The organism is Rhizobium sp. P38BS-XIX (assembly GCF_012641435.1).
Classification (GTDB): Bacteria; Pseudomonadota; Alphaproteobacteria; order Rhizobiales; family Rhizobiaceae; genus Rhizobium.
Window position 1 is genome coordinate 201733 of sequence record NZ_JABAIJ010000007.1, and the last position, 22570, is coordinate 224302.

Sequence of the window (22570 nt, forward strand, 5' to 3'; positions counted from 1 at the left end):
ATAGTCACCGGGAGCACGTCCGTTCAAGCCTTCGAGGCTGTGGGCGATGCGGCGGTGGAATAGCAAGGCGCGGAACGCTGACGACGGGCTCCACATGGCGCCATGGTTCGCGGCCGGATCTTCACAAGGCAACAGAGCTGTCGCGCGTCGGCGCCGGAAACGGACCGCGCGGGACGAAGGATCGCCCGCGACGCGGGCCTTACCGGAGGGAAGACGATGACGAACAGGACGACGTCCACGAGTTTTGACCAGACCGCTGCAGTGAATGCTGCCGCCACGGCCAAAACATCGAAACGCGCTGTCGGCATCCCGCCGAAACAGGGCCTGTACGATCCGCGCAATGAACATGACGCCTGCGGTGTCGGCTTCGTCGCGCATATGAAGGGCCAGAAGTCGCACCAGATCGTGCGCGATGGCCTGTTCATTCTCGAAAACCTGACGCATCGCGGTGCCGTCGGCGCCGACCCGTTGATGGGTGACGGCGCGGGCATTCTAGTGCAGATCCCCGATCGTTTCTTCCGCGAAGAGATGGCCAAGCAGGGCGTGATCCTGCCGAAGGCCGGCGAATATGGCGTCGGTCACTTCTTTCTGCCGCGCGACGAGGCGCTGATCGAGCACTTCAAGACCGCCATCAAGCAGGTCGTTACCGAGGAAGGCCAGGTTCTGCTCGGCTTCCGTGACGTGCCTGTCGATAACTCCTCGCTGTCGAAGGCGCCTGATATCGCTGCCACCGAGCCGCATCATGTGCAGGTCTTCATCGGCGCCGGTCGTGATGCCGGCACGAACGAGGAGTTCGAGCGTCGTCTCTTCACCCTGCGCAAGGTGATTTCAAACCGTATCTATGCGGAATATGAAGGCGAAGAGAGCAGCTTCTACCCGGTCTCGCTGTCGAGCTCGACCATCGTCTACAAGGGCATGTTCCTCGCTTATCAGGTGGGCGCCTATTATAAGGACCTGTCCGATCCGCGGTTCGAAACGGCGGTTGCCCTCGTGCACCAGCGTTTCTCGACCAACACGTTCCCGTCGTGGAAGCTGGCGCATCCGTACCGCATGGTCGCGCATAACGGCGAAATCAACACGCTGCGCGGCAACGTCAACTGGATGGCGGCGCGCCAGGCGTCGGTCTCGTCTCCCCTGTTCGGCGACGATATCTCCAAGCTCTGGCCCATCTCCTATGAAGGTCAGTCGGACACGGCCTGTTTCGACAACGCGCTCGAGTTCCTCGTGCGCGGCGGATACTCGCTGGCGCATGCCATGATGATGCTTATCCCGGAGGCCTGGGCCGGCAATCAGCTGATGGCTGCCGAGCGCAAGGCATTCTACGAGTATCATGCAGCGCTGATGGAGCCGTGGGATGGCCCGGCCGCCGTTGCCTTCACCGATGGCAAGCAGATCGGCGCGACGCTCGATCGTAACGGCCTGCGTCCGGCCCGCTATCTCGTCACCAGCGACGATCGCATCATCATGGCGTCCGAAGCCGGCGTTCTGCCCGTCGATGAAGAAAAGATCATCCAGAAGTGGCGCCTGCAGCCGGGCAAGATGCTGCTCATCGATATGGAAAAGGGCCGCATCATCTCCGACGACGAGGTGAAGTCGGAGCTCTCTGGCAAGCATCCCTATCGCAGCTGGCTGAACCGCACGCAGCTGATCCTTGAAGACCTGAAGCCGGTAGTACCGCGCGCGCTGCGTCGCGACGTATCGCTGCTCGACCGCCAGCAGGCTTTCGGCTACACGACCGAAGACACCAAGCTGCTGATGTCGCCGATGGCGACGACCGGGCAGGAGGCTGTCGGTTCCATGGGCACGGATACGCCGATCTCGGCCATGTCCGACAAGCAGAAGCTGCTTTACACCTACTTCAAGCAGAACTTCGCGCAGGTGACGAACCCGCCGATCGACCCGATCCGCGAAGAGCTCGTCATGAGCCTTGTCTCGTTCATCGGCCCGCGCCCGAACCTGCTCGATCATACCGGCATGGCCAACGCCAAGCGTCTGGAAGTGCGCCAGCCGATCCTGACCAACGGCGACCTCGAAAAGATCCGCTCGATCGGTCATACCGAAGACCGCTTCGACACCAAGACGCTCGACTTCACCTATGATGTCGAACGCGGTGCCGAAGGCATGCCGGAAATGCTCGATCGTCTCTGCGAGCGTGCGGAAGCGGCCGTTCGCGGCGGCTACAACATCATCGTGCTGTCCGACCGTCAGATCGGACCGGACCGCATCGCGATCCCGGCGCTGCTGGCGACGGCGGCCGTGCACCATCACCTGATCCGCAAGGGCCTGCGTACCTCGGTCGGCATCGTGGTAGAAACCGGCGAGCCGCGCGAAGTGCATCATTTCTGCCTGCTGGCAGGTTATGGCGCGGAAGCGATCAACCCGTATCTCGCCTTCGATACGCTGCTCGACATGCATCAGCGCGGCGAGTTCCCGAAGGAAGTGGACGCGACCGAGGTCGTCTACCGCTACATCAAGGCCGTGGGTAAGGGCATCCTCAAGGTCATGTCGAAGATGGGCATCTCGACCTATCAGTCCTATTGCGGCGCGCAGATCTTCGATGCGATCGGCCTGCAGCAGGAACTGGTCGACAAGTACTTCTTCGGCACCGCGACGATGATCGAAGGTATCGGTCTCGACACCATCGCCGAAGAGACTGTTGCTCGCCACAAGTCCGCCTTCGGGCGCGACCCGCTGCTGACGAGCAATCTCGACATCGGTGGCGAATATGCCTTCCGCATGCGTGGCGAGAGCCACGCCTGGACGCCGGATGCCGTAGCGGCGCTTCAGCACGCCGTGCGCGGCAATGCCGAAGATCGCTATCGCGAATTCGCCGAAATGGTCAATGAATCGTCGCTTCGGATGAACACCATCCGTGGTCTCTTCACGATCAAGGGCGCGGAAGCGCTCGGCCGCAAGCCGATCTCGATCGATGAAGTCGAACCGGCCGCCGATATCGTCAAGCGCTTCTCGACCGGCGCCATGTCCTTCGGCTCCATCAGCCGCGAGGCGCATACGACGCTGGCGATCGCCATGAACCGCATCGGCGGCAAGTCGAACACCGGCGAAGGCGGCGAAGAATCCGACCGCTACATGCCGCTCTTCGACGGTTCGGCAAATCCGGAACGCTCCGCCATCAAGCAGATCGCCTCGGGCCGCTTCGGCGTCACGACCGAATATCTGGTCAATGCCGACGTGCTGCAGATCAAGGTCGCGCAGGGCGCCAAGCCCGGTGAAGGCGGTCAGCTGCCCGGCCACAAGGTCGACGCGACCGTTGCCAAGACCCGGCATTCCACGCCGGGCGTCGGCCTGATTTCGCCGCCGCCGCACCATGACATCTATTCGATCGAAGATCTGGCGCAGCTGATCTACGACCTGAAGAACGTCAACCCGACCTCTGATGTCTCGGTCAAGCTCGTCTCGGAAGTCGGCGTCGGCACGGTTGCCGCCGGCGTCGCCAAGGCGCGCGCCGATCACATCACCGTTTCGGGCTATGATGGTGGTACAGGCGCGTCGCCGCTGACCTCGCTGAAGCATGCCGGTTCGCCTTGGGAAATCGGTCTTGCCGAGACGCAGCAGACGCTGGTGCTGAACGGACTGCGTTCTCGCATCGCCCTGCAGGTCGACGGCGGTCTGAAGACCGGTCGCGACGTCATTGTCGGTGCGCTGCTGGGCGCTGACGAGTTCGGCTTTGCCACCGCACCGCTGATCGCGGCAGGCTGCATCATGATGCGCAAATGCCATCTCAACACCTGTCCGGTTGGCGTCGCCACCCAGGATCCGGTCCTGCGCAAGCGCTTCAAGGGCACGCCGGAGCATGTCATCAACTACTTCTTCTTCGTGGCCGAAGAAGTACGCGAGATCCTCGCTTCGCTCGGCGCTGCCAAGCTGGACGACATCATCGGCGCTTCCGAGCTTCTGGAAAAGGACGAGATGCTCGCGCACTGGAAGGCCAAGGGGCTCGATTTCAGCCGTATCTTCCACAAGGTCGATGCGCCAAAGGAAGAGACCTACTGGACGACCGTGCAGAAGCATCCGATCGACGACATTCTCGACCGCAAGATGATCGAGAAGGCGGAGCCGGCGCTTGCTTCCAAAACGCCGGTGGCCTTCGAAGTCGATATCAAGAACGTCGACCGTTCGGCCGGCGCCATGCTTTCGGGCGCAGTTGCCAAGCGATACGGCCATCGCGGCCTGAAGGATGACACGATCAGCGTCACCCTGAAGGGAACCGCCGGTCAGTCGTTCGCGGCGTTCCTGGCGCGGGGCATTACCTTCAACCTTGTCGGCGATGGTAACGACTATGTCGGCAAGGGTCTTTCGGGCGGCCGCATCATCATCCGTCCGCCGGAGAATTCGAAGATCGTCGCTGAGAATTCGATCATCGTCGGCAACACCGTGCTTTATGGTGCGACCGAGGGCGAGTGCTACTTCCGCGGTGTCGCGGGCGAGCGCTTCGCGGTCAGAAACTCCGGCGCGATCGCCGTCGTCGAAGGCGTTGGCGACCATGGTTGCGAGTACATGACCGGCGGCGTTGTCGTCGTTCTCGGCGAAACCGGCCGCAACTTCGCAGCCGGCATGTCGGGTGGCGTGGCATATGTACTCGACGAGAAGGGCGATTTCGCCCGTCGCTGCAACATGGCCATGGTCGAACTGGAACCGGTTCCCGAAGAGGACGAACTGCTGGAGAAGCTGCATCATCACGGCGGCGACATCATGCACAAGGGACGTGTCGACGTCTCGGATGACATGACGCGTCACGATGAAGAGCGTCTCTTCCAGCTGATTTCGAACCATTTCCACTATACGGGCTCGACGCGAGCCAAGGAGATCCTCGATCACTGGGCAGACTATCGCCCGAAATTCCGCAAGGTCATGCCGGTCGAATACCGCCGCGCCCTTGAGGAAATGGAGCGTAGCCGCATGAGCGTGGCGGCGGAGTAATCCGCCCCTGCTTTGGCCAGTCGAGGGTTTCGCCTCGCATTGCGGCTGCCGCCATGGCGATCGCAACTGTCGAATAGCGGAATCGGATTTGATTTAGAGTGCCGCACGGGGACATCGAGATAACCCTCAGGCACGGGAGCCATGAGCTCCACTTTTTGAGTGAGGAAACGAAAGCATGGGCAAGGTAACAGGTTTCTTGGAAATCGACCGTCAGGTCGGCAAGTATCAGCCCGCGTCGGATCGCATCCGGCATTTCCGTGAATTCACGATCCCCATGTCGGACCCGGAAGTGCAGAAGCAGGCAGCTCGCTGCATGGACTGTGGCATTCCCTATTGCCACGGCCCGACCGGCTGCCCGGTGCACAACCAGATCCCGGATTGGAACGACCTCGTCTATAACAACAACTGGGAAGAGGCGATCCGCAACCTTCATTCGACCAACAACTTCCCGGAATTCACCGGCCGCGTCTGCCCCGCACCTTGCGAGGAGGCCTGCACGCTGAACCTGGAGGATGCGCCGGTCGCCATCAAGACTGTCGAACAGGCGATTGCAGACAAGGCGTATGAGCTCGGCTTCATCCGGCCGCAGCCGGCAACCGTGCACACCGGCAAGAAGGTCGCGATCATCGGTTCCGGCCCAGCCGGCATGGCGGCAGCGCAGCAGCTCGGCCGCGCCGGTCATGAAGTTCATGTCTACGAGCGCGAGAGCAAGGCCGGCGGCCTGCTGCGCTATGGCATTCCGGACTTCAAGATGGAGAAGAACTTCATCGACCGCCGTGTCGAGCAGATGAAGGGCGAAGGCGTCACCTTCCATTATGGCGTCAATGTCGGCGTCGACGTCAAAATCGAGCAGCTTCTGGCCGACCATGATGCCGTGCTTTATTGCGGCGGTTCGGAAACTCCGCGCGAAGCCGGCATTCCCGGCGTCGACCTTGCCGGCGTTCACGACGCCATGCCGTATCTCGTTCAGCAGAACCGCCGCGTCGGCCGCGAAAGCATCGACAGCGTCGGCTGGCCGGCCGACCCGATCCTTGCCGGCGGCAAGCATATCGTCGTCGTCGGCGGCGGCGATACCGCGTCCGACTGCGTCGGCACGGCATTCCGCCAGGGTGCCGTGAAGGTTACCCAGCTCGACATCCGTCCGCAGCCGCCGGAAAAGGAAGACAAGCTGGCCGTCTGGCCTTTCTGGGCAACGAAGATGCGCACCTCCTCGTCGCAGGCCGAGGGTGCGGTTCGCGAATTCCAGGTCGCAACGCTCGAGTTCATCGGCGAAGACGGCATGCTGACCGGCGTGAAGTGCTGCGAAGTCGACGATCGCCGCAAGCCGATCGCCGGCACGGAATTCGTCATCCGCGCTGATCTCGCCTTCATCGCCATCGGCTTCCGCGGCCCGTTCACCGACAGCGTGCTCAAGGAGCTCGACGGCAAGCTGACGCTGAATACGGATCGCCGCGGCTCGACGAACGTCGTTGCCAACGAAAAGGACTACAAGACCTCGGTCGACAAGCTGTGGACCGCCGGCGACGTCCGCCGTGGCCAGTCACTTGTCGTCTGGGCGATCCGTGAGGGACGTCAAGCTGCGCGCGCCATCGACGAGACCTTGATGGGCTCGACGGTTCTGCCGCGCTAAGCCCAAACGTATATTCTTTTGGAAAGGCCGGGTTCGTCATGAACCCGGCCTTTCTTTTATCTGCTGGCGGCGATGGTCCAGTTATAGATGCAGCGGTCGAGCCCGATAGCGATCTCGAGCACCGTGACGTCATGATCTATCGCCGGTCCCTTCTTCGCCTGGCTGCGATAGCGCTGCGGGAAATCCGTACGTTTCGAGATCGAGCAGACCTCCATCCATTTGTCGCCATTTTCGACCTCGATGTCCATTGTGACCTCGGAATAAGCAGGCAGGCGATCCGAGGGAACCACTCTTGTGGGCAAATGAACGACCGATCCGATCATGCGACGAACCGGCTCCAGGCATGCCGCATGGTAATCATTACCGCTATCGGCGGTAAAAGCGCATTGGAACTCGAGCTGCCAGAATTCCTTGAGCCTGACATGCTTGGTCGCCTGTTCCTGCTCGCGGCGATAGGATTTGCCGGCCTGCCAGACGCACAATGGCAGGCGTGTTCTGGAGTGATTGCCCAGAAGATGCTGCATATAGATGTAGGTCGAGGGCGTGGTCTCCGGCCGCAGTACCAGTTCAGTATCCGTCTCCGACAGTTGTCCCTGGACCCATATGTCTTCATTGGAATAAGCATCTGAGACGAGGTTGCGTGGCATCAGGGTCGGAGCTTCAACCCTGCGAACATCCCAGGCCGGATTGACGGATCGCAGGAAGCTGCGGACCTCGTCCGAGAAGAAGCGAGTGAGATCGTCCCGCAGCCGGATGTCCCGCTCTTCCCAATGAACGAGCGAATTGACGTTATAGATATTGAGCACGTGCCATTCTCCATGGGCAACGTTGATATTTGGGGGGAAGGGCTTTACGTCCAGCCGCTGCCGGACGCATCAACGCCTCCGGCCGTCACGACTGGACGCGGAGACCTCGGCCGGAGAAAGCGCGCGAAATCGCAACCTGCAGGCAGGTGCGGTCATGATCCATATGATCTGCGCGGTTGGTGATCATGCCGTTTTTCTAGGAGCGCAACGCCGTCTTGTCAAACGCCGGTGCCGGCTTGAGCTCACGGCTATCAGGGTGTCGCGGTCTTCGGCAGTCGATAGTCGTCCACGCGGCCGGTGGGCGCCGGATCCATCTGGCCTTTTTCGACCAGAAGATCGCGTGGCGAAGGCGCGGTCGCGGCCGGGGCGGGCGCGCCGCCCAGAAGCTGGGCGCCGCCGTCGAGATCCGGGTCGGACAGGCTGATTGGCGGTGTCCGGGTGATTTTTTCCGGCTCCGCGCCGGGCAGGCTCGCCTGCTGCGCCGGCAGTGGATTGCCGGTATCCAGGCGAGTGATATCAGGACTTGCTTGGTCGCCCAGCAATCTCCGTGCGGGCTTTTCGAGATAAAAGGCGACCTTGCGCTTGCCCGCCGCGGTGAAATTGACGCCGTCGGCGGTTCTGAGCCGTACCTGCTGGCCGTTGATATCGGAGCCGGTGACAATGAATTCGCCGTTCTGATCGGTAAAGCCGTCCCATATGTCGATGAATTCGCCGCCGACGCTCGTCGTCTGGCTTTGATAGATCTGATTGAGCTTGACGGCGCTGGCTGTCAGTTGGTCCGAGCCGAAGGACGGCAGGCCGACCCAGAGCAGCGGGATATGGCGGCTCGTCACCAGCTTGGCGATTTGCTGCACACGTTCCTCGTAAGCAAGGAACCACGGGTCGGTGCCGTATTTCTCGTTAAGGCCATCACCGATGATCTGCTGGCGATCATTGGCGCCGATCATCACGACGACCATGGCCGGTTTCAGCTGGTCCATCATGCCGGTCAGTTGCTGCGGCCAGTTGTAGTAATCCTGCCGGACGAGGCCCGAGGCGACGTTGCCGCGCGATTGAATGACGACGCCGGGGGAGGTGGAAAATGCGTCTTCCAGCCCGGTCGCAAGACCGCTAGCCAGAAAATCGCCAACGACGAGGATTGTCTTGGCGTCCTGCAGTTTTTCCGCCGGCGGCGGCGTGTCGGGTTGAACGACGGGCTGGCGTGGCGGCGGTGTCGGCCGTTTGCGGGGCTGCACTTTTCGGCGGGGCGGCGGTTGCTCGGAAGACTGATCGGGATAATCGGGCTCGCGGTTGCCGAACAGCATGTCGAACAACGTCCGGCGCGGCCGTTCCTGCGCTTCGGCCGGTTGCAGCAGCCAGCCGAACGTCATAACGCAGGCAATGAAGGCCGTTGCAAGAGCCTTCATTGTTGCCGTGAACGTGCGCGCAGGTGGTTTTGTCATCGCTTCTTTTCGCTCACGATCCCATGGCCGCAGGCAAGTTCGCCCGGCGGCCAGGCTTCGTTGGTGCGGCCGCCTACTTGCGCAACGCCTTGAGCAGGTTCATCGACGGTTCGCCATCCGCGTCCAGGCCCATGCGCTGCTGAACCGCCGATATCGCAGCCTTCGAGCCCGATCCGAAGTTGCCGTCGACGACGCCGTCATAATAGCCGAGTTCCTTCAGGCGCGTCTGCAGCTCGAACTTCTGTTTGACGTCGAGCGCGCCGCTTGGGCGCGGCCATGACTGCTGCATGCCGCCATAGCCGGCAATCTGATCCGCAAGCAAGCCGACTGCCAGGGCATAGCTGTCGGAGGCGTTGTAGCGCTTCACGGTGAAGAAGTTGCCCGTCATCAGGAAGCCCGGGCCGTCAGGGCCGCCGAGCATCTTCAGCTGGGCGCGGTCGGAGGTCATGCGAAAGCCCTTGCCATTGGGGCGCACGAAGCCGAGCGCTGCCCACTGCGCGATCGTGTGGGTCTTGCCGGCCTGGGCTCCGCCGCCGGGCGGAACGACGACTTCGTAGCCCCAGGTGCGCCCGGTATCCCATCCGTTCTTGGCAAGCAGATTGGCTGTCGTGGCCAAGGCGTCCGGAATGGAATTCCAGATATCGGCATGGCCGGTGCCATCGGCATCGACGGCATAGAGCAGGTAACTGCTAGGAATAAACTGCGTGTGACCCATGGCGCCGGCCCAGGAGCCATTCAGGTCCTTGCGCGAGATATCGCCCTTCTGCAGGATCTTCAGCGCTGCGATGAGCTGCTTCTTGGCATAGTTGGCCCGTTTCGGGTCAGCATAGGCAAGTGTGGCCAGCGCGCGGGGCACGTAGTGAAGGCGGTCGTTCTTGGCGAGAACCGCGCCGTAATTCGATTCCATCGACCAGATGGCGAGCATGATATTGCGGTCGACGCCGAAGTGCTGCTCGAGCGTGCGCAGCGTGGAGCCGTATTTGACGGCCATCTTCCGGCCAATTTCCACGGTATATGGATTCACACGGGAGTCGAGGTAATCCCAGATCTGGGACTTGAATTCCGGTTGGTACTGCGCCTTTTCAAGGACCGTGGGGTCGGGGTCCGTCACGCCGGCAAATGCATTGCGATAGGTCGATTGCGTAATGCCGCTCTTGGCGGCAGTCGTGTAGAAGCCCGCAATCCATTTCTGGAACCCAGGGTCAGCATTGGCGTTAACGGGAGCGAGTCCCGCGAAGGCACTGAGCGCGAGCGCCAGAGCGAGACCACGAAGGGAGTTTTTGCGGTTTGGAGTCATCTACATCCTTGTCCATCAAGTGTTGGATTTCGGTGCGGCGACGCGGATAGCGCTCGCCCATGCGTGACACTACGGGAATGAAGTCAACAAATTCTTTACCATGGAAGCGGCTGCCAGTCATTATTTGCAAAACAGTAGCAAATTTAATCTAGTGACCATTAGAATGGCCTGGTGCCAGCGATTTGATACCCAGGAGGTATGAGTGGGACAGCATAAGAAGGTTCGTAAGGCAGTATTTCCAGTCGCAGGTCTAGGGACGCGGTTCTTGCCGGCGACCAAGGCGGTGCCGAAGGAGATGCTGACCGTCGTGGACAAGCCGGTCATCCAGTATGTCGTCGACGAGGCGATGGAAGCCGGCATCGAGCATTTCGTGTTCGTCACGGGTCGCAGCAAGCACGTCATCGAAGACTATTTCGACATTCAGTTCGAACTTGAGCATACGCTGCGTCAGCGCAACAAGAATGCTGAACTGTCGCTGTTGAACGGTCTTTTGCCGAAGGCCGGCACCGCGAGCTTCACGCGTCAACAGGAGCCGCTCGGTCTCGGACACGCCGTCTGGTGCGCCCGCGAAATCGTCGGCGACGAGCCCTTCGCGCTTCTTCTGCCCGATATGGTCATGAGCGCCGAAAAGGGCTGCATGAAGGGCATGATCGAGCTTTACGAACATAGCGGCGGCAACGTCATCGCTGTCGAGGAGTGCGCGCCGGATCAGACCCACAAGTACGGTATCGTCGGCGTCGGTGAGACGATCGGCAACGGCTTCCGCATCACGGAAATGGTCGAAAAGCCTGCCAAGGGCACGGCTCCGTCCAACTTCTTCATCAATGGCCGCTACATCCTGCAGCCTGAAATCTTCCGCATCCTGGAAAGCCAGGAGCGCGGTGCCGGTAACGAAATCCAGCTGACCGACGGCATGTTGAAGCTGGCGCAGAAGCAGGACTTTGCTGGTTATCACTTCCAGGGCCAGACGTTCGACTGTGGCGCCAAGGATGGCTTCATCCTCGCCAACGTCGCGTTCTCGCTGGCGCGCGCGGATATCCGCCCGACGATCGAGAACGAGTTGAAGGCGCTGGTCGCAGCCCTGAAATAGGCTCTCGAATTTTCGCGCAGTTTTTCAAGGCCTGGCTTATGCCGGGCCTTGTTTCGTTTCAGGGGGCGCTTGGCCTTTGGTCGTGCCCATGTTGCTTGCTTGATAATTACCGCTTTACGGTCAAGCCGACGCCGGCCTGCAGCTGGCGTGTGTCGTCGCCGGTTTTTCGGGTGGTCAGCTGGTAGCCGACATTGCCCGTCAGGTCGACATAGCGATTGACGCCCCAGATCAATCCGAGGGCCGCATCATATTCCGTTTCGTCGGAAGCGCTGCTGTTTGACGGGTAATCGCGCCAGATCGTTCCGCCGGTGAACTTCGCGGTCAGGTCGTCGCGAAGCTGGTGGCTGATGGTGCTCGTGAGCTGGTAGGCGCTGTAGCCGCTGAGGCCCGGTGTCGTCGATGGCTGCACCGTGGTCGAAAGACCGATGCTGACATCGGTGCCGCGCTGCGGAGACCATGCGAGATTGCCGTCGATCGTCGGCGAATCGATCGAGCCGAGGCGGGCATCGTCGAATTCCGTATGCTGGTAGCCGAGGCCGATTTCGCCCTTGAGCTTCTCGCCGAGATCGAGCTCGATGCCGCCCTTGCCGCCATAGCTTTGGTTCGAGCGGGCATATCCATTGCTGTCGCGCGTCTCGTCATAGACAGCACGGCCGAGGTCGACTTCCACGAAAGGAATGATCGCCGGCGACAGCTCGTAGCCGATGCGGCCGCGCCACGTGCCTGCCGTTTGGTCACGATCGCTAAGTGTGACCTGCGTTCCGTCAGAAAGCACCGCATCGGAGTAGACGGTTCGCGTCAGGGCAACGGCCGTGCTGCCGCGCAGCACGCCGAAATCGCGCTCCAGCGAGAGACCCGTCGTGAATTGATTGACGGCCGATTGCTTCGAGGCGCCTGCGATCGCGTTCGGGTCGCTAGTGTCTTCGCGGTAGAATTGGTAGCCGGCAAGGACATGAGCCGTGGTGTTGGCAGGCAGATCAAGCCGCAGGTCGGCATTGAGGTTGATCGTTGGCTTCTCTTCGCCCGTGCCGCTGATGTTCCGCTGCCAGACGCCTTCGCCGGTAATCGTCAGCGCGTGGCGATCCCAATCCGATGTTAGGGTGCTGCGGAAATCGGTTTGCAGGAAAGAGCGGTTGTCTTCGACGGAGCCGGTGCGATCGCGCTCGATATTGATCGACTGATTGACGGATGGACGCAGCGTGAATGTTCCGAGCGGAATGCCCTGGGCATCCTCACGATCCGGATGCTGGCGCGTTCTCAGGCCATCGACGGTGGTTTGCGGCAGGTTGACGCGGCGCATGTCGTCATCGAGCGTCGAGCCGGTGGTCGTCGGATCGACACCGCCCAGGCGCAGACGCATGTTCGGCTGCGCATCCGTATCGCTTGTCGATGTCTGGTTTGCGGCAGGCGTGGCTTGTTGCGCATCGGTCGCGGCGGGTGTCGCGTCCGGATCGGTCGTTGCACCCGGCGTGGCAAGCGGATCGTCAAGGGTCTGTTCTGGTCGCAATGATTGCGCGTTTGCTGACATCGGAACGGCGAGTAGGACGCTCCAGCCCAGCGCGGCGGATGTCGCCCATGCCGTCAGCCGGAGGGTCGTGTTACCCGCCTTGTTCTTGCCGATGCTCATTTTGTCTTTATCTGACCTTACTGGAAATGCGCTAAATCCTTACTCAAGTGTAAAGCCGTGTGGTTAACGCTTGGTTGCCAAAGGGCTGCAGCATGGCCGGGATCGAGAATATTATCGCAGCAGGTCATAGGCTGGTGCTGGCTGCATAAGTCGATCTTTGGTGGACAGATTTGTAGAAAAGCGTTAGGCCTCGCTGATGAACAAGAGAGCTGTCAGACTGATCGAGAACGGGGCGATCGAATCCGCGATGCGGACGATCGAGACGGAAAGACGGGGCCTTGAGGCGCTGGAGCGTGCATTGGCCAGCGGTCTGGCCGGCCCTTTCAGCCGCGCTGTCGAGATCATCGGCGATATCAGCGGTCGGGTGATCATTACCGGCGTCGGCAAAAGCGGCCATATCGGCAACAAGCTCGCGGCTAGCCTGGCCTCAACCGGAACACCGTCCTTTTTCGTGCATCCCGTCGAAGCCAATCACGGCGATCTCGGTATGATCACGCAGGATGATGTCATCGTCGCCATATCCTGGGGTGGCGAGAGTGCCGAGCTGCGTGGCATCATCAGCTATTCCCGTCGTTTTTCCATCCCGATGATCGCCATCACCTCTGGCGAAAGCTCGACGCTTGCGCGCGAGTCCGATGTCGTCCTGCTGCTTCCCAAGGAACAGGAAGCCTGCCCGCATGGACTGGCGCCGACCACCTCGACGCTTCTGCAGCTTGCGATCGGCGATGCGCTGACCGTTGCCCTGCTCGAGGCGCGTGGTTTTACCGCCGAGGATTTCCGCACCTTCCATCCCGGCGGCAAGCTGGGCGCCAGCCTCTCTCACGTTACCGATATTATGCATAAGGGCGACCGGGTTCCCCTGGTCAAGCTTGGTACGGGCATGCGGGAAGCCGTCATGACGCTCGCGGAGATGCGGTTCGGCTGCGTCGGTGTCATCGATGACGACGGCTGCCTTTGCGGCATCGTCACGGATGGCGATATTGCTCGAAATCTGGGCACCAGCCTCGCCGAGATGCGGGTCGACGAGATGATGACGCGCAATCCGAAGACCGTGAAGGAAACCACGCTCGCCACCAGCGCGATGGCGGTTCTCAACCGTCATAATATTTCGGCGCTGATCGTCGTCGACGAAGCCCGTCGTCCGATCGGCATCGTCCATTTCCACGATCTGCTGCGGATCGGCGTCGCCTGATCAGACGGGCTCGACCGTCAGTTCGCGACCGTTGCTGGACACGACCTTGACGCGGGTGCCGATCGGCAGGTCCGGCCCGTTGACTGTCCAATAGGTATCGTTGAGACGAATTCGTCCCCGACCTTCGGTAATGGGCTGGTCGAGCGTTGCCGTGCGTCCGACGAGGCTGGCACTGCGCTGGTTCAGGAAGGGTTCGTCGGTTACCTGGTTGTTGTTGTAGAGATAGCGGCGCCCGATCAGGATGGCGATGACCGAGGCGGCGGCAAAGACCAGCCCCTGCAGCTGCCAGACCCAGAAGGCGTTATCCCAAAATAGCAGCGACAACGCGCCGACGACGATGGCGCCCAGGCCGATCCAGACAAGGAAGACGCCCGGCACAATCAATTCGGCGGCCAGCAGCGCCAATCCAAGCAGCCACCAAGCCCAAGGCCCGAGTTCCACCATGAGATTGTCGAACATCTCAGCTCTCCCGCGGTGTCAGCGGGTTGACCGAAGGCGTGGTGCGGACGGTGCCGGTGCGCGGGCGAGGAGATTGCGGTGAGCCATTGCCGTCGCCATTGTCGCCGAAGACTTCGCGAGCAATGGCGCCGATGCCGCCAAGCGAGCCGATCAGCGAGCTTGCCTCCATCGGCATCAGCACGATCTTCGAATTGTTAGCCGAGCCGATCGTCGTCAGAGCTTCGGTGTATTTTTGCGCAACGAAATAGTTGATCGCCTGCACGTTGCCTTCGGCAATGGCCTCGGAAACCATGCGCGTCGCCTTGGCTTCGGCTTCCGCCAGACGTTCGCGGGCTTCGGCGTTACGGAAAGCGGCCTCGCGCTGGCCTTCCGCCTGCAGCACGGCTGCCTGCTTGGCGCCTTCCGCGCGCAAGATCTGCGCGTTGCGCAGGCCTTCGGCTTCGAGAACCTGCGCGCGCTTTTCACGCTCGGCCTTCATCTGACGCCCCATGGCGTCGACGAGATCCTTCGGCGGCTGGATATCCTTGATCTCGACGCGCGTCACCTTGATGCCCCAGGGCTCGACCGCTTCATCGACGACGCGCAGCAGCCGCTCGTTGATGGCGTCGCGGTTGGAAAGCAGCTCGTCGAGATCCATCGAACCCATCACTGAACGGATGTTCGTCTTGGTGAGATTGAGGATCGCGCTTTCGAGATTGGTGATCTGGTAGGCGGCCTGCGCGGCATTCAGCACCTGGAAGAAGGCCACGGCATCGGCGGAGATGCTGGCATTGTCCTTGGTGATGACTTCCTGCGTCGGCACGGCCAGGACCTGCTCCATCACATTCATGCGCATGCCGATCGTCTCGATGAACGGCACGATCAGGTTCAGGCCGGGCTCCAGGGTGCGGATATAGCGGCCGAAACGCTGGACGGTGTAACGGTATCCCTGTGGCACCGTCTTGATCCCTGCAAACAGCACCAGGATGACCAGAACCACCAGGGCGACCACGAAGATGCTGAAACCACCGACTACCATGAATTCCTCCATCGACACTTCCCGCGACACGGTTCTTGCGTCCCACACCACCACCGCATTGCCCGCGTTTCGCTCGAATACGCAGAACGGCCGCTCAATCAGATGTGGTGGGTTAGCATGTTCTCAGCAAGGGAGGAATGGGTCGTCTGAAAGTCCGTTGCGCTCCTGGAAATACAATGAGCAGGTCAATCAATCGCTGTGCGGCCCTTGCGTCCGGCAGTTGATCTTCATACCTTACTATAAGAATTTCCGGCTCCGCTGCCCTGCGGCATTTCGAGCCGAGCCATCGCGCATTGTCAGGATGAAACAATGAATATCGATAGGACATTGCGGTCGATCGTGGCCGTGCACGCCTCAGTTCCCGAAGATGCCTTCACGGCATCGACGCTTGGGACGCGCAGGGAAGGCAATGGCGTCGTCATCAAGGGAAACGGGCTGGTGCTGACCATCGGCTATCTCATTACGGAAGCAGAGGAAGTCTGGCTGACGACGAGCAGCGGCCGGGTCGTGCCGGGACACGCTCTGGCCTATGATCAGGAAACGGGGTTCGGCCTCGTGCAGTCGCTTGGCCCTCTGGACGTGCCCGCCATCGAGTTCGGCGATGCGGAGAAGGCGGAAATCGGCGATCCCGTCGCGATCGCCGATGGCATCGGCCAGGTCGTGGAGGGAAAGATCGTCGCCAAACAGGAGTTCGCCGGCTATTGGGAATATCTGCTCGACGAGGCGATTTTCGTAGCGCCGGCGCATCCTTCCTGGGGTGGCGCGGCGCTGGTGGATGAGGATGGCAAGCTTCTGGGTGTCGGGTCGCTGCATTTGCAGATGGCGACCCAGAATGGCGAAGGCGCCGACATCAATATGGTCGTGCCGATCAACCTGCTGCTGCCCATTCTCGACGATCTGATCAAGCGCGGTCGGGTCGACAAGCCGCCGCGGCCCTGGCTCGGTGCCTTTTCGGCCGAAAGCAATGGCGAGGTCGTCGTCATGAGCGTCACCGAGGGTGGTCCTGCGGCTCAAGCCGGCTTGCGTCGGGGTGACGTCATCTCGGAAATCCGCGATGCGGAGGTGGATGGGCTTGCCGATTTCTATCGGAAGATCTGGGAGAGCGGCCCCGCCGGCGCCGAGATCCCGATGCGGGTGCTGCGCAACGGCCGCGAGGCCTGGCTGCGTGTCAAATCCGCCGATCGTGGCAGCTTCCTCAAGAAGCCACAGTTGCAGTAGCGTTCATCGCCGGGACTGATCCCGGCGACCGTTCACGCCCAACCGAGCAACTCTCGACGCACGACCTTTTCCAGCACGTTCATGCCATCGTCGCTGTCGTTCAGACAGGGAATGTGGGTGAATTTGTCGCCGCCGTTGTGGTGAAAAGATTCTGCCGCCTGCTCGGCGATTTCCTCAAGCGTTTCCAGGCAATCGGAGACGAAGCCGGGATTGAGCACGGCGATGCGCTTGGTGCCATCCTTGGCCAGCTGCTCCACCGTTTTGTCGGTATAGGGCTGCAGCCACTCTTCCGGCCCGAAACGGGACTGGAACGTGACCATGAATTGATCCTCCGAGAGGCCAAGCTTCTCGCGCAGCAGCCGGCCGGTCTTTTGACAGAAACAGTAGTAGGGATCGCCCTGTTTGAAATATGACATCGGAATGCCGTGAAACGAGGCAAGGATCTTTTCCGGCTGCCAGTCGAGCGTCGAGAGATGGCGGGTGACGGAATTGGCCAGCGCTTCGATATAGGTTTCGTCATCGTGATATTGCGGCACGGTGCGGATCGCCGGCTGCCAGCGCATCTTCTGCAGCTTGTCGAAAGCTTTGTCATTGACGGTCGCCGTCGTCGCTGCCGCATATTGCGGATAGAGCGGGAAGAGCACGATGCGCTCGCAACCGTCGTCCTTCAGTGCCTGGATGCGGTCTGCGATCGAGGGCTGACCATAACGCATGGCCCAATCGACCTTGACGTTCGGCAGATCGCGCAGCCGCTCCGCCATCAGCTCGGCCTGGTTGCGCGTGTAGGTCCGCAGGTAGCTTTCGTCCTTTTCCTTGTTCCAGATCGTCGCATAGGCTTTGCCGACTTTCCCCGGACGCGTGTTGAGCACGATGCCGAACAGGATCGGATACCACTTCCAGCGCGACCACTCGATGACGCGTCGGTCGGTCAGAAATTCTTTCAGATAGCGCCGCATCGAGGTGTAGTCGGTGCCATCAGGCGTGCCGAGATTGATGAGCAGCACACCGACCTTGCCGTATTTCACGCTGGGGTGATCGGGGGCAAGCGTGGTCAGGTCTGCGGTCATCGAACGAATTCCTTTCAAGATACGAAGCACATCACATAGGAACAAAAGCCGGTCCGGGGAAGCCCGGGCCGGCTGGGTAATGCGAGACAAATGGTCTTTACTTGGCCGGAATCCTCAACTTTTCACCAACCGGCAGATAATGCGGCTTGATATTGCGGTTGGCGGCTAGAAGTCTGCGCCAATTCCGGGCATCGCCGTAATAGGTCTTGGCGAGATCCCAGAGCGTGTCGCCGGCGATAACGACATGCGTTGTGGGTGTCTTTGGCGGCTCGCTGGCTTTTTCTTCCGGCTTTGCTTTTGCGGATTCAGTCGCGGCCGGTGCCGTTGCCGCGGGGGCGGTCGTTGTCGGAGCGGTTGTCTCCGGCGCCGAGGCTGCGGGCGTCTCGTTTGCCGGGGCCTTGGTAGCGGGCGCCGACTGTGTCTGGTCCGAATTGCCCGAGGTCGATGGCGTTGGCATCGGATTGACCGGCATGGTCGTGGTGGGTGGCGCAATCACGGGTGGGGATGACGTTGCCGACGTGGTGTTGGACTGCGTGGTGGTACTGTCGGTGCCTGCAGGTGCGGGCTTCTGCTCGGTCGTCGCCTCAGGCTTGGCATCTGCCGGTTTTGCCGGCTCAGCATGCGGCTGGGTAGTGGGTTGTGCCGCTCCGACCTGGACTATGCGACCGTCGGTGTAGGGTGTGTAGGGGTTGTGCGAAACGAGATAGTCGGACACCACCGATTCCAGATTGGGGCCGAAGTCATAGGCATTGGTGCTGTCCTTTGCGAAGACGGTGTAGCCGTCACCGCCGGCGCGCATGTAGTTGTTGCTGACGACCCCGTAGGTTTTTTCCGGGTCGAGCGGCTTGTACTCCGTGCCCTCCTGCACATCGACGGAGACCAGCCTGCTGCCTGCCGGCTTCGATTTGTCGAAGCTGTATTTCAGGCCCGCGACCTGAGGAAAGCGACCGGCGCCCTCATCGATCTGGCTGAGACCGTTTTCGAGCGCGGCTTTCACATTCGCGCCGGTCAGCTGGAAGGTGGCGACCGTATTCTGGAAGGGCAACACTGTGAGCACATCGCCCATGGTGACATCGCCGGCGGCAATCGAGGCGCGCAGGCCACCACCATTCTGGATCGCGATGTTGATGCCCTGCGCCTTGGTGCGGTCGAGCATGGCGTCGGCAACGAGATTGCCCATCGAGCATTCCTGCACGCGGCAAATCTCTCTCGCGCCCTCGATCGGGCCTTGCGAGCGGCCGATGACCTTCTTGCGCAATTCCTCGATCGGCTTGGCCATTTCCTGCACGCGCGCTGCGATCGCCGGATCGGGCTTAATGGACGAATCGAGCAGGATCGGGTTGCCCGTGGCATCCTTGACAGCGCCCTTGTCATCGAAGGTAACGACGAGATCGCCGAGATATTTGCTGTAGGACGCGGCCTGAACGACCGGCACCTTATAGCCTGCTGGATTGTCGACCATCGTCGGATAGGGGCCGGCTGCCTTCGGGTCGGTATTCGACAGGAGCGTATGCGAATGACCGCCGACGACGACACTGACGCCGGCGATCTTGGCGATCTTTTCGACATCACGAGGATAGCCGACATGGGTCAGTGCGATGATCTTGTTGACGCCCTGCGATTTCAGTGCGTCCACCTCGGCGCTGATGGCGGCGGCATCGTCGGTGATCTTCACATGTGGACCGGGGGAGGCGAGCTCCGGCGTTTCGGTCGTCACGGCGCCGACAATGCCGATCTTCTGGCCGCCGATATCGAGCACTACCGATTTCTTGATGCGGTTGCCGATCTTGGACTGATCATCGACCACGAGATTTGCTGTGACGACGGGAAACTGCGCCTTGTCGAGAAAGGCCGCAAGCGGACCTTCGCCATCGTCGAACTCGTGATTGCCGATGGTCATGGCGTCGATCTTCATGTCGTTGAGGAATTCGACTTCGGCTGCACCCTTGTAGGTGGTGTAGAACAGAGAACCCTGAAAGTTGTCGCCGGCATCGAGAACGAGTACGTTCTGGCCGGCCAGCGCGACCCGGCGCTGATCGATGGCTGCCTTCAGCCGCGCCGCTCCACCGAAGCATTCGTTCTTGGCTTCTTCGGCCGCCGAGCAGGTGGCATCGAACTTGTTGATCGACTCGACGCGCGAATGGAAGTCGTTGAAGTGCAGGATGTTGAGCTGATAGTCCGCGAAGGCGGCGCTGGTGCTGAGCGCCAAGGCTGCGGCGGCCAAAAGACCTACTGCGAACGGCTGCTTCATCTGTCTCTCCTGTTCATCATTGCAATCCGGCCCGCCCATGCCCCTGGCGGTCCCCCGCGCGGATGTTTTCATCATGACGGAGCAAGCGCAAGGGAAAGGTTTTGGCTTTATTAGGATTTTGCAAAGCGCCGGAATGAACAATCAGATCAAGCGCATGCTTCGATCGAGGCGGTTGCGTAGGATTCCCGCAATGCCGACGCGGCATTCCAGCCAACACAGCAGAAGACGATCGTGCAGCAGACGGCTGCGAGCCTATGAAAGCGCCGGGTGCGATCCCGGTAAAGCAGGATCGCGCCAGCGCCATAAATCACAAGAGCGGGTAAGGCAAAGAAGAGCACGCCGATCGGCCCATCACAATCGAGTGCGTCGAATCCCTGAGCTCGATAGCTGTTCACAGGGATTGCCACGGCCATGATGGCGACAGGCAATGCTGCGATCAGAGTCATGTAAAGGACGAATACGCCGCGCATCGCGTCTTATCCGTCCTCCGTGTCCGATCAGCCCTGGCGGTTGAGGGAGAAGTGACCGCCCGTTTCGGACGTGCAGTTCAGCTGGCTCGGGTTTGCCATGAAGCAATTGACCTTGGAGCTGGTGCGCTTGATGTTCGAATAGAGGTTGATCTGGACGACACCGGATGCATCGGTCGTGTATGTTCCGGATGCCATCTGCTGGTTCGTGCCATCGGTCGTGTGCGTCTCGAACCGGCCGGCCGAGAAGGTCGAGCTCAGGCCGTTGGAATCCGCCCAACTGCCTTCAACCGAATTCGTCCGGGGCTGAGTGCCGGGGTTCATCGTCATCGGAGGCGGCCTCGATCCGCCGAAATCGACGCAGGCGGACAGGGCTGCCGCGGCAGCAACGAGGGCAATAGCGGTTCTGATCTGCATAAATGGCTCCCGCGAAAAAGGGCGGACGAAAGTTATATCGGTTGCGAGAAAGATGGCGCGGCTATCGGGCTAAAGCAAGACTTGAGACGCCATCCGTTTGATTTATCTGGCATGCGTAACAAAAATGCCCGCACGACCTGTGCGGGCATTCGAGAATCGTGTTTCGCAGACGCGATTGCGTTAGCGAACCAGGATGTTGCGGAACTGCCAGGGATCCTTGGTGTCGATATCTTCCGGGAAGAGGCCCGGACGGCCGTCGAGCGGCGTCCAGTCGGTGTAGTGGCCTTCAACCGGACCGAGGTAGGGCAGCTGAACTTCGAGGCAGCGCTTGTAGTCGATCTCGTCGGCTTCGACGATGCCGGCCTTCGGGTTTTCGAGCGCCCAGACCATGCCGGCGAGCACGGCCGAGGTCACCTGCAGACCGGTTGCGTTCTGGTAGGGAGCGATGCGGCGGGTCTCTTCGAGAGACAGGCGCGAACCGTACCAGTAGGCGTTCTTGTCGTGGCCGTAGAGCAGCACGCCGAGTTCGTCGACACCGTCTTCCAGCTCGTGTTCGTCAAGAACGTGATGGACCGGCTGCGGGGTGCCGCCATTGCCGAACATTTCGTGCAGCGAGAGCACGGCGTCGTTGGCGGGATGGTAGGCATAGTGGCAGGTCGGGCGGAAGGTGACTTCGCCGTCCTTGTCGCGAACCGTGAAGAAGTCGGCGATCGAGATCGACTCATTGTGCGTGACCAGGAAGCCGTATTGCGGGCCCGGCGTCGGGCACCAGGTGCGAACGCGGGTGTTGGCGCCCGGCTGCTCCAGATAGATGGCGGCCTTGCAGCCCTTCTTGTGCTTCTTGGCGTTCTTCGGCATCCAGTTTTCGTGGGTGCCCCAGCCGAGCTCGGCCGGCTGCAGACCTTCGGAGATGAAGCCTTCGACAGACCAGGTGTTCCAGAAGACGTTGAGCGGCTTCGGATGCTTGGTGCGCTGGGTGTCGCGCTCAGCGATGTGAACGCCCTTGACGCCGACCTTCTTCATCAGCTTGGCCCAGCCTTCGCGGTCATGCTGATCCGGCTCTTCGAATTTCAGGCCAATATCCTTGGCGAGATTGACGAGCGCCTGCTTGACGAACCAGGAAACCATACCCGGGTTTGCGCCGCAGGTGGAAACGGCGGTCGTGCCGCCCGGGTTCTTTTCCTTTTCCTTGCGCATGGTTTCGCGCAGGGCATAGTTGGTGCGGTCGGCATTCTTCATGCTCTTGTCGAAATAGAAGCCGAGCCACGGCTCGACGACGGTGTCGATGTAGAGCACGTCGAGCTTGCGGCACAGCTTGACGAGGTCGAGCGAGCCGGTGTCGACCGAAAGGTTGACGCAGAAGCCCTGGCCGCCGCCTTCCGTCAGGAGCGGCTTCAGCAGATCCTTGTAGTTTTCCTTGGTGACGTGTTCCTTGATGTGGCGGACGCCGTGCTTTGCCAGGATTTCCATATCGGCTGGCTCTTCACGTGGGTCGATGACGACCATCCGGCTCTTGTCGAATTTGAAATGGCGCTCGATCAGGGGCAGGGTGCCACGGCCGATGGAGCCAAAGCCGATCATTACGATCGGGCCGGTAATTTCGGCATATACCGGATAGTTGTTTTTCGTCATTCTTTTCTCCTTCGAA

At 60.9% G+C, this 22570-nt stretch carries 16 protein-coding genes; 5 read left to right on the forward strand and 11 right to left on the reverse strand.

Features of this window, described 5'->3' with window-relative positions; all coding sequences use genetic code 11:
- Positions 1-216 precede the first annotated feature (216 nt).
- Entirely contained in the window at positions 217-4941 is a 4725-nt protein-coding gene (gltB, locus tag HGP17_RS22580; protein ID WP_168812695.1) for a glutamate synthase large subunit, read from the forward strand.
- A 175-nt stretch (positions 4942-5116) separates the two neighbouring features.
- Positions 5117-6571, forward strand: coding sequence for a glutamate synthase subunit beta (locus HGP17_RS22585; protein ID WP_168812696.1), 1455 nt, complete (start codon positions 5117-5119; stop codon positions 6569-6571).
- A 56-nt stretch (positions 6572-6627) separates the two neighbouring features.
- Here HGP17_RS22585 and HGP17_RS22590 read toward each other — a convergent pair whose 3' ends face one another.
- The 3 genes from HGP17_RS22590 to HGP17_RS22600 form a co-directional block, all read right to left on the reverse strand.
- The gene (locus HGP17_RS22590) at positions 6628-7377 is read right to left on the reverse strand and encodes an aminoacyl--tRNA ligase-related protein (protein WP_168812697.1); all 750 of its coding nucleotides are present in this window, start codon (positions 7375-7377) and stop codon (positions 6628-6630) included.
- Positions 7378-7628: 251 nt separating this feature from the next.
- A complete protein-coding gene (locus tag HGP17_RS22595; protein ID WP_168812698.1) occupies positions 7629-8819 on the reverse strand; it encodes a DUF459 domain-containing protein in 1191 nt (396 codons plus the stop codon).
- Between the two features lie 73 nt (positions 8820-8892).
- Complete coding sequence (locus HGP17_RS22600; RefSeq protein ID WP_168812699.1) at positions 8893-10116, reverse strand: lytic murein transglycosylase; 1224 nt, start codon at positions 10114-10116, stop codon at positions 8893-8895.
- 202 nt (positions 10117-10318) lie between these two features.
- On the opposite strand from HGP17_RS22600, the gene galU reads away from it, so the two are divergent.
- Positions 10319-11206, forward strand: a complete 888-nt coding sequence (galU, locus tag HGP17_RS22605; RefSeq protein ID WP_168812700.1) for a UTP--glucose-1-phosphate uridylyltransferase GalU — start codon at positions 10319-10321, stop codon at positions 11204-11206.
- 106 nt (positions 11207-11312) lie between these two features.
- Here the strand turns inward: galU and HGP17_RS22610 are convergent, their stop codons facing one another.
- On the reverse strand, positions 11313-12833 hold the full coding sequence (locus HGP17_RS22610) for an outer membrane beta-barrel protein (RefSeq protein ID WP_168812701.1): 1521 nt from the start codon (positions 12831-12833) through the stop codon (positions 11313-11315).
- 196 nt (positions 12834-13029) lie between these two features.
- On the opposite strand from HGP17_RS22610, the gene HGP17_RS22615 reads away from it, so the two are divergent.
- The gene (locus HGP17_RS22615; protein ID WP_168812702.1) at positions 13030-14025 is read left to right on the forward strand and encodes a KpsF/GutQ family sugar-phosphate isomerase; all 996 of its coding nucleotides are present in this window, start codon (positions 13030-13032) and stop codon (positions 14023-14025) included.
- Here the strand turns inward: HGP17_RS22615 and HGP17_RS22620 are convergent, their stop codons facing one another.
- Both HGP17_RS22620 and HGP17_RS22625 read right to left on the reverse strand, forming a co-directional pair.
- The gene (locus HGP17_RS22620) at positions 14026-14484 is read right to left on the reverse strand and encodes an NfeD family protein (protein WP_168812703.1); all 459 of its coding nucleotides are present in this window, start codon (positions 14482-14484) and stop codon (positions 14026-14028) included.
- A 1-nt stretch (position 14485) separates the two neighbouring features.
- Positions 14486-15502: an SPFH domain-containing protein gene (locus HGP17_RS22625; protein ID WP_168812704.1), complete on the reverse strand. Its 1017-nt coding sequence runs from the start codon at positions 15500-15502 to the stop codon at positions 14486-14488.
- Positions 15503-15811: 309 nt separating this feature from the next.
- Here HGP17_RS22625 and HGP17_RS22630 point away from each other — a divergent pair, with 309 nt between their 5' ends.
- Positions 15812-16720, forward strand: coding sequence for a S1C family serine protease (locus tag HGP17_RS22630; RefSeq protein WP_168812705.1), 909 nt, complete (start codon positions 15812-15814; stop codon positions 16718-16720).
- A gap of 32 nt (positions 16721-16752) precedes the next feature.
- Here HGP17_RS22630 and hemH read toward each other — a convergent pair whose 3' ends face one another.
- The 5 genes from hemH to HGP17_RS22655 all read right to left on the reverse strand — a co-directional run bounded on the left by hemH (position 16753) and on the right by HGP17_RS22655 (position 22554).
- Positions 16753-17787, reverse strand: coding sequence for a ferrochelatase (gene hemH, locus HGP17_RS22635; RefSeq protein WP_168812706.1), 1035 nt, complete (start codon positions 17785-17787; stop codon positions 16753-16755).
- A gap of 97 nt (positions 17788-17884) precedes the next feature.
- Positions 17885-20038 (reverse strand): 5'-nucleotidase C-terminal domain-containing protein, encoded by a 2154-nt coding sequence (locus tag HGP17_RS22640; RefSeq protein WP_168812707.1) that lies wholly within the window; start codon positions 20036-20038, stop codon positions 17885-17887.
- Between the two features lie 146 nt (positions 20039-20184).
- The gene (locus HGP17_RS22645; protein WP_168812708.1) at positions 20185-20508 is read right to left on the reverse strand and encodes a hypothetical protein; all 324 of its coding nucleotides are present in this window, start codon (positions 20506-20508) and stop codon (positions 20185-20187) included.
- A 27-nt stretch (positions 20509-20535) separates the two neighbouring features.
- Positions 20536-20922: a hypothetical protein gene (locus HGP17_RS22650; RefSeq protein ID WP_168812709.1), complete on the reverse strand. Its 387-nt coding sequence runs from the start codon at positions 20920-20922 to the stop codon at positions 20536-20538.
- Positions 20923-21102: 180 nt separating this feature from the next.
- Positions 21103-22554 (reverse strand): homospermidine synthase, encoded by a 1452-nt coding sequence (locus HGP17_RS22655; RefSeq protein ID WP_168812710.1) that lies wholly within the window; start codon positions 22552-22554, stop codon positions 21103-21105.
- Positions 22555-22570 lie beyond the last annotated feature (16 nt).

Excerpts from the sequence above, each read along its gene's own strand:
- gltB (WP_168812695.1), top strand. The coding sequence starts at position 217 with ATGACGAACAGGACGACGTCCACGAGTTTTGACCAGACCGCTGCAGTG.
- HGP17_RS22585 (WP_168812696.1), top strand. The coding sequence starts at position 5,117 with ATGGGCAAGGTAACAGGTTTCTTGGAAATCGACCGTCAGGTCGGCAAG.
- HGP17_RS22595 (WP_168812698.1), bottom strand. The coding sequence starts at position 8,819 with ATGACAAAACCACCTGCGCGCACGTTCACGGCAACAATGAAGGCTCTT.
- HGP17_RS22600 (WP_168812699.1), bottom strand. The coding sequence starts at position 10,116 with ATGACTCCAAACCGCAAAAACTCCCTTCGTGGTCTCGCTCTGGCGCTC.
- HGP17_RS22610 (WP_168812701.1), bottom strand. The coding sequence starts at position 12,833 with ATGAGCATCGGCAAGAACAAGGCGGGTAACACGACCCTCCGGCTGACG.
- HGP17_RS22615 (WP_168812702.1), top strand. The coding sequence starts at position 13,030 with ATGAACAAGAGAGCTGTCAGACTGATCGAGAACGGGGCGATCGAATCC.
- HGP17_RS22620 (WP_168812703.1), bottom strand. The coding sequence starts at position 14,484 with ATGTTCGACAATCTCATGGTGGAACTCGGGCCTTGGGCTTGGTGGCTG.
- HGP17_RS22625 (WP_168812704.1), bottom strand. The coding sequence starts at position 15,502 with ATGGTAGTCGGTGGTTTCAGCATCTTCGTGGTCGCCCTGGTGGTTCTG.
- HGP17_RS22630 (WP_168812705.1), top strand. The coding sequence starts at position 15,812 with ATGAATATCGATAGGACATTGCGGTCGATCGTGGCCGTGCACGCCTCA.
- hemH (WP_168812706.1), bottom strand. The coding sequence starts at position 17,787 with ATGACCGCAGACCTGACCACGCTTGCCCCCGATCACCCCAGCGTGAAA.
- HGP17_RS22640 (WP_168812707.1), bottom strand. The coding sequence starts at position 20,038 with ATGAAGCAGCCGTTCGCAGTAGGTCTTTTGGCCGCCGCAGCCTTGGCG.
- HGP17_RS22645 (WP_168812708.1), bottom strand. The coding sequence starts at position 20,508 with ATGCGCGGCGTATTCGTCCTTTACATGACTCTGATCGCAGCATTGCCT.
- HGP17_RS22650 (WP_168812709.1), bottom strand. The coding sequence starts at position 20,922 with ATGCAGATCAGAACCGCTATTGCCCTCGTTGCTGCCGCGGCAGCCCTG.
- HGP17_RS22655 (WP_168812710.1), bottom strand. The coding sequence starts at position 22,554 with ATGACGAAAAACAACTATCCGGTATATGCCGAAATTACCGGCCCGATC.